Source organism: Caulobacter sp. GW821-FHT10A06, from assembly GCF_059415805.1.
This window is the reverse complement of sequence record NZ_JBWKNY010000007.1, coordinates 171,598-184,463: the sequence shown is the minus strand read 5'-3', so window position 1 is coordinate 184,463 and position 12,866 is coordinate 171,598. Positions and strand designations below refer to the sequence as shown.

The 12,866-nt window shown below is 69.0% G+C and carries 9 protein-coding genes; 2 read left to right on the top strand and 7 right to left on the bottom strand.

The features are described 5' to 3' along the window. Both AC07NF_RS21710 and AC07NF_RS21705 read right to left on the bottom strand, forming a co-directional pair. Positions 1–2,418: a M20/M25/M40 family metallo-hydrolase gene (locus AC07NF_RS21710; RefSeq protein WP_494627310.1), complete on the bottom strand. Its 2,418-nt coding sequence runs from the start codon at positions 2,416–2,418 to the stop codon at positions 1–3. Positions 2,419–2,583: 165 nt separating this feature from the next. Continuing rightward, positions 2,584–5,100, bottom strand: coding sequence for a TonB-dependent receptor (locus AC07NF_RS21705; protein WP_494627312.1), 2,517 nt, complete (start codon positions 5,098–5,100; stop codon positions 2,584–2,586). Between the two features lie 245 nt (positions 5,101–5,345). Here AC07NF_RS21705 and AC07NF_RS21700 point away from each other — a divergent pair, with 245 nt between their 5' ends. After that, on the top strand, positions 5,346–6,794 hold the full coding sequence (locus AC07NF_RS21700) for a protein adenylyltransferase SelO (RefSeq protein WP_494627314.1): 1,449 nt from the start codon (positions 5,346–5,348) through the stop codon (positions 6,792–6,794). A 90-nt stretch (positions 6,795–6,884) separates the two neighbouring features. After that, positions 6,885–7,010 carry a hypothetical protein gene (locus AC07NF_RS21695; protein WP_291880321.1) on the top strand — a complete coding sequence of 42 codons (126 nt, stop codon included), beginning with the start codon at positions 6,885–6,887 and terminating at the stop codon, positions 7,008–7,010. Between the two features lie 12 nt (positions 7,011–7,022). Here the strand turns inward: AC07NF_RS21695 and AC07NF_RS21690 are convergent, their stop codons facing one another. The 5 genes from AC07NF_RS21690 to AC07NF_RS21670 form a co-directional block, all read right to left on the bottom strand. Beyond that, a complete protein-coding gene (locus AC07NF_RS21690) occupies positions 7,023–7,799 on the bottom strand; it encodes a polysaccharide deacetylase family protein (protein WP_494627316.1) in 777 nt (258 codons plus the stop codon). 11 nt (positions 7,800–7,810) lie between these two features. After that, positions 7,811–8,647 carry a glycosyltransferase family 2 protein gene (locus AC07NF_RS21685; RefSeq protein WP_494627318.1) on the bottom strand — a complete coding sequence of 279 codons (837 nt, stop codon included), beginning with the start codon at positions 8,645–8,647 and terminating at the stop codon, positions 7,811–7,813. Positions 8,648–8,777: 130 nt separating this feature from the next. Then, the gene (locus AC07NF_RS21680; RefSeq protein WP_494627321.1) at positions 8,778–11,033 is read right to left on the bottom strand and encodes a TonB-dependent receptor; all 2,256 of its coding nucleotides are present in this window, start codon (positions 11,031–11,033) and stop codon (positions 8,778–8,780) included. Positions 11,034–11,192: 159 nt separating this feature from the next. After that, the gene (locus tag AC07NF_RS21675; RefSeq protein ID WP_494627323.1) at positions 11,193–12,173 is read right to left on the bottom strand and encodes a FecR family protein; all 981 of its coding nucleotides are present in this window, start codon (positions 12,171–12,173) and stop codon (positions 11,193–11,195) included. A gap of 85 nt (positions 12,174–12,258) precedes the next feature. Further along, a complete protein-coding gene (locus AC07NF_RS21670) occupies positions 12,259–12,786 on the bottom strand; it encodes an RNA polymerase sigma factor (RefSeq protein ID WP_492815450.1) in 528 nt (175 codons plus the stop codon). Positions 12,787–12,866 lie beyond the last annotated feature (80 nt).

The window sequence follows — 12,866 nt, the reverse complement described above, 5'->3', positions numbered from 1 at the left end:
TCACCAGGAAAGGCCGCCGCGCACCAGCACGGCGGTCTTGTCCGACATGCCGTAGGCCATCAGCTCGGCCGGCTTGGCGGGCGGGGCCTTGGCCAGTTGCGGCCAGCCGTCGTGATACTCCAGCGCGGCCACCTCGACCTTGCCAGCGGTCGTGGTCGTGAAGCTCAGGGTCACGCCGTTCGGATCGGGGGCGTGATAGGTCAGGTTCGACCACTTGCCGGCCTCGGCGTTCAGGGTGATCGGCCGGCCATTCAGGCGCGGCGCGCTGAGCGGGGCGCTGGGGCGCAGGCGGATGCTGACCAGCTCGGCCCCAGGCGCCGGGATCAGGCGGATCAGCAGACGGTCTTCAGCGCGGTCGACGGTCAGTTGCGGAGCGGCGACGGGGGCGGCGCGGGTCTCGGACATCCAGACCGGCTCGCGCCAGAACGGGGCCAGGGCCTGCCTCTTCGGTTCGGAGCCGCCGTCGTCGGGCAGGGTCCGCTTCGTCCAGGCGTCCAGGCGCGGCTGGTCGGCGACGCGCCAGGCCTTGCCGGTCGAGAGGTCGGCGACGTGCAGGGCGGTGGTGATGGCCGGACGCTCGGGCTCGCCCCCCAGGCGGGCGGCGTTGGCGATCAGGGCGATCCCGGCGATGGCCAGGACGCCGGCGGCGCGCCAGGCCCAGCGGGTGGCGGCGAAGTCGTGGGCCAGGGGCGACAGGGCGGGCGCCGCCAGCATGGCGAACAGGGCCAGAATCGCCGGCTCCAGCAGGCCGACGCCGGCGAAGGTCCAGGCGCCCCAGGCGCTGAGCTGGGCGGTCGACAGGGTGGCCAGAACGCAGAGGGCCAGCGTGAGGGCCAGGGCCACCCGCTTGTCCCGCGTGCCGCCGACGCCGATGACGAGGGCCGCGCCGACCGCGGCGACCAGCAGTGGCCAGGTCAGCATCACGGTGGCGCCGGGGGCCAGGACCTGGGCGGTGGTCGCCAGGACCAGCAGCACGATCATCCCGCCGATCCAGGCGCCCAGGGCGTCGGTCTTGAAGCCCAGGGCCAGGGCGGCGAACACACAGGTCGCGACGCCCAGGCCCAGGCCGATCGGATCGAAGCCGCCGGCCAGGCTGCACGCGCCGCCCAAAGCCAGGGCGACGACGCAGGGGATGACCCGCTTGGCGCCCCGCGCCTGGGCCGTGGCGACGCCCAGACCAGCGGCCACCGCCAGGATGCCCGCGCCCCACAGCAGGTGGTCGAAACGGACCAGCAGGCCGTAGTAGCGCTGGACGTCCTGGATCATCAGGGCGCGCCCGGCCAGGTGCAGGACGAGGCCGGCGCTCGAGGCGATCAGCAGCAGGCCCGCCGCGCCGCGGGCGATCTCCCAGCCGCTGGCGGCGCCCAGGGTGATCGTGCGCCAGGTGGTGACGGCGATCAGCACGGCGGCCAGGCCCAGCAGCACCCAGCCGACCACCGGCGGATAGCTGACCAGGAACAGGCCCAGCACGTCGGAATAGATCGCGTTGTCAGTCTTGGCCGGCAGGGCCGGGGCGTCGGCCAGGGCGCGGATGGTCGGCAGGGCCTGGTCGCCGATGTGCTGCAGGCTGCCGCGCTCCAGGTGATCGGGGCGGGCCAGTGGCGTGTGATAGGCCAGCTGGTCGTCGATGAAGGCCAGGTTCAGGCCCGGCAGGCCCTTGCGCACCGCGTGGGTAAAGTCGGTGTCGTTGGGCATCTTCTCGTAGACGGTCGAGGCCATCGAATTGGCCGACGGGCCCTTGGCCTCGCGGGCGAAGACGCCCATCAGCGCGCCGTTGCCGGGGCCGGTCTGGAACATGGCCGCGCGGCCGGCGTCGCCTCGGGCTTCCATGTTGAGGACCAGGCCGACGCGGCTCAGCATCGGGTCGCGAGCGAAGAAGGCGTCGGCGCCCAGCAGGCCCGCTTCCTCGGCGTCGGTGAACAGGAAGATCACGTCGCGCAGGTGCGGCCCGTCGGCCTTGAGGGCGCGGGCGATCTCGAGGGCGGCGGCCGTGCCGGTGGCGTCGTCGGCGGCGCCGGGCGAGTTGTGGACCGAGTCGTAGTGGCTCATGACCAGGATGGCCGGCAGCTCGCGGTCCTTGCCCGGCAACACGCCGACCAGGTTCTGCACCGCCGCCACGCCCAGGGCGCGGCCGTCCTTGCCATAGGGCAGGAAGCCCTCGCCCGGCCGCACCGAGACCTCCAGGTCCATGCCGTTGATGCGGGCCAGCAGGTGGTCGCGGACCTTGGCGATCTCGGTCGAGCCGGTCGGGTGGGGCTTCTGGGCGATAGCGGCGACGTCGGTCATGGCGCGGTCGGCCGAGAAGGCGGCGGCCGGAGCGCTGGCGGGCACGGACGCGGGCGGTCGCTGGCTCCAGGCGCCCAGGCCCAGGCCGATCACGAGGCAGATCCAGAACCCGAGGAAGCGGATCGTCTTCATGGGCGTGGCTCCGGCGTGTCTACGAATCCCCCAAGCCATGCTGAGGTGATGCGGCCTGCTCGGAAACCCCTCCCGATACGGAAAAGGGCGACCCGGTCGCCCGGATCGCCCTTCCTCTTCCGAAAGCCGGCCGCGCTACGAGGCGCGACCGGTTCCCCCTCCCGGCTAGAACTTCGAGCGCAGGGTCACCCCGTAGGTGCGCGGCGCGCCCAGGAACGCATCGTAGGTGATGGTGTCGTTCGCCGGGACATAGGTGTTCTGCGTGGCGCCCAGGCCCGAGGAGCCCTGCAGGAAGCCGTTGAAGGCGACTTGCGTGTACTTCTCGTTCAGCAGGTTCTGGGCCCACAGTTCGGCGGTCCAGCGGTCGTCGGCCGAACCGACGCCCACGCGGCCGTTCACGACGGTGAAGGCCTTCTGCATCTTCGGCGGGAACAGGTCCGAACCCGTGTTGTACGAGGACGAGTACTTCGCGCCGATGTTGAAGCGGGCCTTCAGGCTGTCGCCAACCGGGGTTTCGTAGGTCAGCGAGCCCGAAGCCGAGTACTTCGGGGCCAGCGACATGCGGCTGCCCGGCAGCAGGGCCAGGGCGTTGGTCGGGTCGTTCGGGATCGCCTGGTTGCCGTACTTGGTCAGGGCGTAGGTCAGGCCGCTCTGGACCATCAGGCCCTTGATCGGCGTGAACCACAGGAAGTCGGCGTCGATACCCTTGGACTTCACTTCCGGGATCGAACGGACCGCGAACGAGGTGCCCAGGAAGGTGTTCAGCTGGAAGTCGGTGAACTTCTGATAGAAGCCGCTGACGTTGAAGAGCACCGTGCGATTGAACAGGGTGTTCTTGACGCCGATTTCGTAGCTGTCGACGAACTCGGCCGGGAACGAGGTGTCGAGGATCGGGGTCACGCCCGAGCCGCCGGTCGGCAGGCCGTTCGAGGACTGGGTGCGGTCCAGGTTGTAGCCGCCGCCCTTATAGCCGCGCGCGAACGAGGCGTAGCTGAAGACCTGCGGGGAGAAGCGGTACGAAGCCTTGACCGTGCCGCTCCACTCCTTGTCCGTCCGCGTCTGCTGGGTGCCGCGGCCGTTGAACAGCGGGTTGGCCCAGGGCAGGCACATGTTGCCGATGACCGTGGCCGCGTTGGCCGCGCCCACGATGCCGGCGACGCGGGCCTGGCCGGCCGGGGTCAGCACCGTGCCGCAGCCGACGCCGCCGTCGCTGGTGGTCTGGTAGGTGTCGAGCTTCTTCTCTTCCGAGGTGTAGCGCAGGCCGGCGGTGATCTCGAACGCGTCGGTCACGTGCCAGGTGTCGTTGGTGAACAGGGCGACCGTCGTGGCCCGCTGGTTGTAGCGGTCATACAGGCCTTGGCCCGGCGTGAAGGTCGTGTTCGGCGCGCGGCCGGTCAGGGCCGCGATGAAGTTGGCCACGCCCGCCGGATTGGCGGCCGAGCGCGACAGCAGACGGCCCAGATACTGCTCGTAGTCGTTGCCATAGAGGAAGTTGGCGCGGGTCTCGAGCCGCTCGTCGGCCAGGAAGGCGCCGAACATCCAGTCCAGCTTGTCGCTCTTGCCGGCCAGGCGCAGTTCCTGGCTGTAGGTGCGGAACTCCGAGAAGTTGCTGCCATCCTTGTTGCGATAGGCGATGTCGGCGAGGCTGAAGTCGGAGTCCTGGCCGTTGTCGGTGCGCCAGTTGCGGATGGCCGAGATGCTGGTCAGCGTGCCGATCGGCAGGTCGATGTCGCCTTGCAGCGAGACGCCCATGTCCTCGATCTTGGCCGGGGCGCCGCGGTTCGAATAGGCCACGCGCTTATAGGGATCGGCGGTCATGGCGATCGGCGCGGCCTGGCCCGAGACCAGGGCCAGGATGCCGGCCGTCGGGCCGGTGCGGATCTGCACGGCGCCGCAGCAGTTCTCGTCGCGGCGGCTGTAGTCGGCGATCACCCGGAAGGTGGCCTGATCGTCCGGGATGAACAGCAGCTGGCCGCGCACGGTGTAGAAGTTGGAGTCGGCGTCCTGGTCGCGCGTGGACGGGCCCTTGCCGGTGACGACGTCGTTGAAGCCGTCGCGCTTGCGGGCGGCGACATACAGGCGGCCGGCCAGCTTGTCTTCGTACAGCGGACCGGTGACCGAGGCCGAAGCGCCCTTGGCGTCGTAGTTGCCGAAGGTCAGCTCGCCGTTCGCGCCGAAGCTGAACTCGGGCTCCTTGGTGACCACGTTGATGACGCCGGCCGAGGTGTTCTTGCCGAACAGGGTGCCTTGCGGGCCCTTCAGCACTTCGATGCGCTCCATCTCGCCCAGGTCGCCGAAGCCGACGCCGTTACGGGGACGGTAGACGCCGTCGATCACCACGCCGACCGAGCTTTCCAGGCCGGGGTTGTCGCCGACGGTGCCGACGCCGCGAATACGGGCGGTGGTCGAGGCTTCCGACGAGGTCGAGGTGACGGTGAGGCCCGGAGTCAGGATCGTCAGGTCCTTGATGTCCCGGACGCCGGTGTCCTGCAGCAGCTTGGCGCCGACGGCGGTGACCACCACCGGCACGTCCTGCAGGTTCTGTTCCCGCTTCTGGGCGGTGACGATGATGCTGTCGATGGTCTGGGTATCGGCTTCCTGAGCCTGCGCGACGCTGGTAGCGCCAAGACCGGCGAGGACAACAGCGGACGCAGTGCCGCAAAGCACCTGGGTGAAGCGCATTTCCTACCTCGGTTTGTTGGCCGAAAGCGCTTGCCCGCCCCCGGCTTGTTTTTCGTTGGTCCGTCGAACGATTGTTCGAATGGATGGCCAAGGGTTAGGCGCCGTATACGGGCTCGGCAAGCAAAATCCCTTGTCGTGGCTAGGTTCGGAAGATTTCTGTTGCCCGGAAGCGACAGCGTTCGTTCGCCGTCATCGAAATTCGAAAAGGGCTTGCGCGGTCGCCGGGGCGCTCTCATCTGGCGGCCATGAGCCTCTCGTCCGCCTACCGTCCCGATCCGCGTTTCCAGACCCTGGGGCGCGACTTTTCCGATCCGGTCGAGGCGGCCGATTTCCCGCAGACGATCCTGCGGTTCCGCAACGATCGGGCGGCCGCCACGGTGGGCCTCGAGGCGTTAAGCGACGATGGCTGGATCCGCCACTTCGGCCGCTTCCAGCCCCTGCCGGACAACCAGCCGCTGCCGCTGGCCATGCGGTATCACGGCCACCAGTTCCGCGTTTACAACCCCGACCTGGGCGACGGGCGCGGCTTCCTGTTCGCGCAGCTGCGCGAGCAGGGAAGCGACCGCATCCTCGACTTGGCCACCAAGGGCTCGGGCCAGACGCCATGGTCGCGGGCCGGTGACGGCCGCCTGACCCTGAAGGGCGGCATGCGCGAGATCCTGGCCGCGTCGATGCTGGAGGCCCTGGGCGTGCCGACCTCGCGCGCCTTCTCGCTGGTCGAGACCGGCGAGGCCCTGACTCGAGGCGACGAGCCCAGCCCGACCCGCTCGGCGGTGCTGACCCGGCTGTCGCACAGCCACATCCGGTTCGGGACCTTCCAGCGCCAGGCCTATTTCGATCGGCCCGACCTGATCGGCGTGCTGGTCGACCACGTGGTCGAGACCTACTACCCGCACCTGGCCGACGCGCCCGATCGTCCGGCGGCGCTGCTGCAGGCGATCATCGCGGCCAGCGCCAAGCTGCTGGCGCGGTGGATGGCGGCGGGTTTCGTGCACGGGGTGCTGAACACCGACAACATGGTCGTCACGGGGGAGAGCTTCGACTACGGCCCCTGGCGCTTTCTGCCGCGCAATGATCCGAACTTCGTGGCCGCCTATTTCGACCACCAGGGGCTCTACAGCTTTGGCCGCCAGCCCGAGGCGATGTTCTGGAACCTGCAGCAGCTGGCCGCTTGCCTGACCCTGGTCGGCGATCAGGCGGGGCTGCTGGCGGCGCTGAACGGCTTTTCCGACGCCTATCGCCTGGCCCTGCGCGGCGCGATCCTGGATCGGCTGGGCGTGAAGAGCCGCGATCCGGATGCTGACGTCGAGCTGGTCAACAGCGCCTTCCGCGCCCTGGCCGAAGGGGGCGAGGGGCTGCGCTGGGAGCCGTTCTTCTTCGACTGGTTCGGGGGTGAGGCTTCGACCGGCCGCGCCATGGACGGCCCGCGCGCCGAACTCTATCGCACCGAGACGTTCGAGACTTTCCGCCGCCAGCTGGCGTCCTTCGAGCCTGACCGGCCCGAGCGTCTGGCCGATCCGGTGTTCCAGCGTCCGGAGCCGGAGGAGATGCTGATCGAGGAGGTCGAGGCCCTTTGGGCGCCGATCGCCGAAGCGGATGACTGGTCTCCGCTGCATGCCAAGCTGGACCGGATCGAGGCGGCCCGTTCCGCTTACGCGCTCGGAAACCAAGGCGACAAAAACGCCGCACCCTGAAAATTTTCGTTCGCCGGCGGAACAACCGTCAAGGTTCCGTCTTACAACTCCGGCACAGTGCCCTCGACGAACGCCGGCCGGAGAGTCCCGATGCGCATCTTCCAACCGATCATGCTGGTCTGCGCCGTGGCCATGTCGTTCATGGGCGCGCTGGGCATTCCGGGCTGCTTCCGCGCGATCGGCGAGTGCCTGCGCGACCGTCCCGAGCCCGCCTAAGCACCAAGCTGACTAGGCTCTGAGCGCTTCCGGCTCGACCGCCGCGTCGCCCATCAGGTCGGCGCGCGCCTTGACCGGGAAGACCGCCAGGAAGCGTTCCAGGAACAGCCACGTGGCGTGATCGTGATCCAGGTGATGGGTCAGGAGGCCAATCGGCTCATCCCATTGGCCGGTCAGGCGACGCTGCTGCAGCAGTCGCCGCATACGGATCAGGAATTTCCACTGGCCCCGGAAGCGGGCGCCGTCCTTCCAGCGCAGCACGTCCAGGTGGGCGTCCAGGCGGGCCACGCCATCCTCGACGCCGGCGTCCTGATTGAAGCCCGAGACCGCGCGTAGCGGCGAGTCGGGCAGGGCCGCCAGCAGCTGCGGCTGAAGATTGTTCCACGGCGGCACGAACAGCGACGGGCTGACGCCAGCGCGGTGGAAGGCCATGACCGTGGCGCGCAGCTGGTTGCGGACCCACTCGATCTCGTCGGTCTCGACGATCTCGCCAAAACCCCGGCCCTCGGGCTGGCGGTTCTGGTGGGTGAAGCCGTGCACGGCGATCTCGACGTGCGGGTGGCGCTCGATGCGGCGGACCAGCAGCGGCAGGTGCGGACCGGCGATGGCGGCCAGGGTCAGCGGAGCCTGGTGACGGCGCGCCAGGTTCAGCAGCTGTTCCAGCGCCCCGGTCGGGCCACGGGCGTCATCGTCGCGCCACCACAGCACCGGCGCATGACCGGCTTTCGTCCAGAGCCGCAGCTCCGAACCCAGCACCAGACGGAAGGCGAAGGGCAGACGGGCCGACACGAAAGGCGACCCTACTGAGCGGCTTCGACGCGACGCAGCGGCACGGGGGCCGGCGCCACGACCGGACGTTCCTCGGCCTCGGCCTTGGCGCGGTTGCGCAGGATCTCGCGGGCCCGCAGGTTCGACAGGATCGGGTACAGGCCGGCCATCAGCGAGATCAGGAAACCCAGCTCGCCTTCCGTGTAGCCCTTGCGCGAGACGTAGCATTTGAAGAAGCGGCGCACGCCGCGGAAGGCGTCGTCGGGCACGCTCTTGATCTTGCCGCTGTCGGCCAGGTCCTGGGCGCGAAGGGCGGTGTAGCGGCCCAGGCGCGCGAACATGTCGGCGATGTCTTCGTCGACCATGTGCTGGATCGGCTGGGTCAGGCGACCGCCGAAACGGCCTTCCAGCTTGGCGCCCGGATGGACGCGCTCGGCCTTCCACGACTTGTGGCCACGGCGGAACAGGCGGGCGACCGACGAGGTGCCGAACGAGCCGCCCCAGCCGTGGCGGACCAGTTGGTCGCCGACATAGTTGTCGACCGGGATCTGGTACCAGTCGGCCGCGTCGGCGGCTTCGATGGTGTCGCGGATTTCCTTGGCGAAGGCCGGGGTCACGCCTTCGTCGGCGTCCAGCTCCAGGATCCAGTCGCCGGTGCAGCGGGCGATGCCGGCGTGCTTGCGCGGGCCTTCGATCGGGAAGATGCCGGACACGACCTTGGCGCCGTAGTGGCGGGCCACGCCTTCGGTGCCGTCGCTGCAGCGGTCGGCGACCACGACGATCTCATCGCAGAACGACAGGGCCGACAGGCAGGCGTGCAGACGCTGTTCTTCGTTGTGCGCGCAGATCAGGGCCGAGAGCTTGGCCATGGCGTTTTCCTCGATCGAACAGCCACGCCCCCGCAGCCGTCTCGATGAGTTGACGTCGCCGCGCGGGGCCGCCCCCCGCCCGCGCGTCAATAAATGTGTAAGCTTTGCAACAAATGGCCCGGCGAGGGCGCTAGAAGTTGGCCGTCAGGGCCAGGCTCCAGGTGCGGGGACGCTGCGGCGTCACCTGGCGGACCTGGCCGAAGCTGAAGGGGTTGCCGTAGGCGAAGGTGTCGCTGGAGCTGTTCCAGGGATTGCTGACGAACAGCGCCGCGCGCCAGCGGTCGGTCATCAGCTGGGCCGACAGCTTGCCGGTGTAGTAGCCGCCCATCGACGGCGAGTAGCGCGGGTCGAAGGTCAGGCGCGACTCGCCGATGTAGCCGGTCTCGGCCGTCAGCATCAGCGTGGTCAGGGCCGTGATCGGCCGCTGATAGGTGACCAGGCTGCCGAACGAGACGTCCGGCACGCCAGGCAGGCTGGCAGTGTCGGCGATGCCGTAGCCGGGCTCGATGCGGGTCAGCTTGGGCTCGTTGAACAGCGCGTTGCCGCTGATGGTCAGGTGCGGCGTGGCGCGCCAGGCGGCCTCGATCTCCAGCCCCCGGTTGCGGCCGTCGCCGATATTGGCGGTGTAGGACAGGCCCGAGGCGAAGTACTGGTCGGTCTGGATGTCGCGCCAGTCGTCATAGAACAGCGCCGCCCGCAGGTTCACCCGTCCCCGGAACGGATTGAGCGTCGCGCCGATCTCGTAGTTGCGCAGGTGGTCGGGCCGGAAGGTCCGCCGCGTCTCGCTGGGCGTGGTCAGGCCGCCGGAGTTGAAGCCGCCGGCGCGATAGCCTTCCGAGCTGAGGGCATAGATCAGGCCGCCGCCGGACAGGTCGCGCTGCACCGAGACCTTGGGCGAGAAGCCGCTGAACGAGGCCTCGCGGTCCAGGTCGCGCGAATTGCCGGGATAGGGCGCGGTGACGTACGAACGGGTGTGGACCGTGGTCTTGAACGCCCGCCCGCCCACGGCCGCCTTCCAGCCGGCGCCCAGGTCGTAGGTCGCCTCGCCATAGAGGGCGTATTCGTTCAACCGGTCCTTGCGGTCCTCGTCGTAGTAGCTGCGGGTGACGTTGCCGACGCGGGCGCGCAGGTCGGCGTCGCCTTCCTCGATGCTGGTCGCCAGGAAGCCGCCGACCATGAAGCGCAGGCGGCCGATCTCGGGCGCGGTGTAGATCAGGTCCTGCACGGCCATGCGCACGCGGGCGGACTCGTCGTACAGGCCCAGCTCCAGGCCCGTTTCGGCGAATTCGGTCAGGGCCAGGGTGGCGTCGTAGCGGCTGGCGTAGCGGTGGGTGACATAGCCGGTGACCGACTCCAGCTGACCCCAGTCGCCCGATCCGGAGATCTTCATCGAGGTCTCGGCCAAGCGATTGCGGTGGGTCTCGCGCACCTGGTTGGCGCGGCGCGGACCGCCGGGGGCCAGGGTGACGTACTGGGTGTCCTTGGACGAGACGCTCTGCACCGTCGCGCCCAGCTTGACCTGCCAGTCGCCCAGGTCCAGCCGCCAAGCGGCGCGGCCGCCCCGGCGCGTGGTCTTGTCGACGTTGGACAGGCGCAGGTTGACGTCGTCCAGATAGCCGCCGTCGACGTCGTGATAGGCCACCGCCCGCAAGGCCGACTTCTCGCCGATCGGCGCGTTGACCACGCCTTCGAAGCGATAGCTGTTCGAGCCCGACTCGGTGGTGGCGATGGTCGTACCGACGGACGCCGAATAGGTCGAAAGCTCCGGCGCGCGGGTGACGATGCGATAGATGCCCGACAGCGAACCGCCGCCGTAGAGGGCGCCCTGCGGACCGCGCAGCACCTCAACCCGGTCGACGTCGATCAGGCGCAGGTCGGGGTCGGGGGCGTTGTAGTTGACCGGCACGTCGTTGAGGTAGGTGCCGACCGTCGACTGGGTGCGGCCGGTGAAGGTGCCGTCCGACAGGCCGCGCAGCAGGATCTTGTTACGTCCCGCGCCCAGGTTGGTGGTGATGAAGCCGGCCGTCTGGCGGGCGACCGACGAGGTTTCGCCGACGCCGGTGTCCTGCAGTTGCGGGGAGCCGATGACGCTGACGCCGCCGGGCAGGCTGCCCAGGCGCGCGGGACGCTTGCCGGCGTTGATGATCAGGGGGGCCAGGGGCGCGACGGGTTCCGGCGTCGCGATGATCGCCCTGGCGATGACCAGCGGGCGAGGCGGCGGGGCCGGGCGAGCGGCCGAGAAACGGACGGTCTGGCTGTCGATGAAGCTGTAGGCGCAGCCCTTGCCGGCGGTGGCGCGGTCCAGCGCCTGACGCAGGTCGAAGGTCCCTACCAGCGGAACGCCGGGACCTTTGCAGGCCTCGACCCCGCCGATCGTGACGCCCATGCGGACGCCCAGCTCGATCAGGGTCTCGGCGACGGTGGGCTTGCGGATGTCCAGACGCGCGCGCGCCGGCGCCGCGGCGCTTGCTTGTGCGCTGGCGCCGATACCCAGAAGACTGGCGGCAAGGAGAAGCGAGGCCCGTCTCAGGATCGGGCCCGCGCGTCAGTTCGGCGTGGAGGTCTTTCCGCGCAGGACAATCGAATCATCAGTCGGCGTCGCCGCAATCGGCATGAGGCTGGTCAGGCGGCGGACCATCGCATCCTGCCCATCCACGATCAATACGCCGGAGAACTTGAGATTCGCCGTGTTTTCACCTTCGAGGCGAAGCGGACGCTCGAAGTAGTGGTTCATGTCGCTGACGATGCGGCCCAGCGGCTGGTCGCGATAGACCAGACGGCCTGAGCGCCAGCCCACCTGATCCTCGGCCGCGACGTTGCGGACGACGATCCCGGTCGCGCCTTCGACATGCTCCAGCATCTGGCCGGGGCGCAGGCGCACGGGCGAGTCCTCGCCGTCGGTCGAGACCTCGACCAGGCCGCGCAGCACGGTGACGGTCAGCTGACCGTCGCGGCGGCGGACGTCGAACTTGGTGCCGACCACGCGCACGGTCTCGTCGCCGGCGGTGATCAGGAAGGGGCGGGCCGTGTCGTGGGCCACGTCGAACAGGGCCTGGCCGTCGTGCACGGTGACGCGGCGGGCTTCCTTGTCGAAGCGGACCGACAGGTGCGAGTCGGTGTTCAGGTCGATGTGGCTGCCGTCGGCCAGCTGGACCGCGCGGTTCTCGCCCTTGGCGGTGGTGTACAGCGTGTCGGGCTGGGGCAGCAGTTCCCCCCACGGCGCGACGACGATGGCGACGGCCGCCGCGGCGGCGGCGGCGCCCAGACCGCCCAGCCAACGCCAGTCGATCGTGAACGCCCGCTTCGCCGCCACGGCGCGCTTCGGAACGGCCAATTCCCCCCGGACGGCCGAACCTCGCTGGAAGATCTCCTCGTCGACGGCCTGGATGGCGTCATACGCCTCCTGCGCACCGGGCTCGCTGAGCCAGGCGTCAAACGCCAGCCAGTCGGTCTCTTCGACCTCCGGCCGCTGCAGTCGGGTCAGCCAATCGGCCGCCTCTTGCAGATGTTGCGCTGACCGGCTCATCCGGTGTTGCTCCGACGAGGATCCATCATCCCCCAGACCGTAGACGGCGCCGATGAGCATCGTCCCCCATGTGCGAATGCATAAATCACCGGAGACGCCTCGTCAGGGTCTTTAAGGCCGAGCTTATGTGTTTTTCGACGGTGCTGACGCTGATGCCCATGCGTTTTGCGGTTTCGACATGGCTGTGGCCGTCCAGTTTGTGCAGCTGGAAGGCCTGACGGGTCTTCTCCGGCAGGTCCTCGACCGCTTCGACCAGGGCCTTCAGCCGCTGACGGCCGGCTACGATCTCGTCCGCCGCCGGTTCGTCGGCGATCTCCTGACCGGCGAAGTTGGTGGTGTTGACGCTGCGCCACTCGTTGTCGCGCGTCCCCGACCGCTTCTGGCTGCGCAGGCGGTCCAGCATCAGGTTCTGGCCCATGCGGTGCAGCAGGGCCGACGGATTGTCGATCGGACCCACGGCCTCCATGGCGCTGATCTTGAGATACAGATCCTGGATCAGGTCCTCGGCCTCGGCGCGCGAGCCCAGGCGCGCGGCGAAGAAGCGCACCAGATTGGCGCGCTTTTCCTCGTACAGGCCCAGCAGTGCGGCCTTGTCCGAGTCCGCTACGCTCAAAAGATCACCCACATCCGCCAATCGACGCCCCCAGGGCGCAGCACTATCCATCTTTTTGGCGGAAAGACGATCGTTTGTTC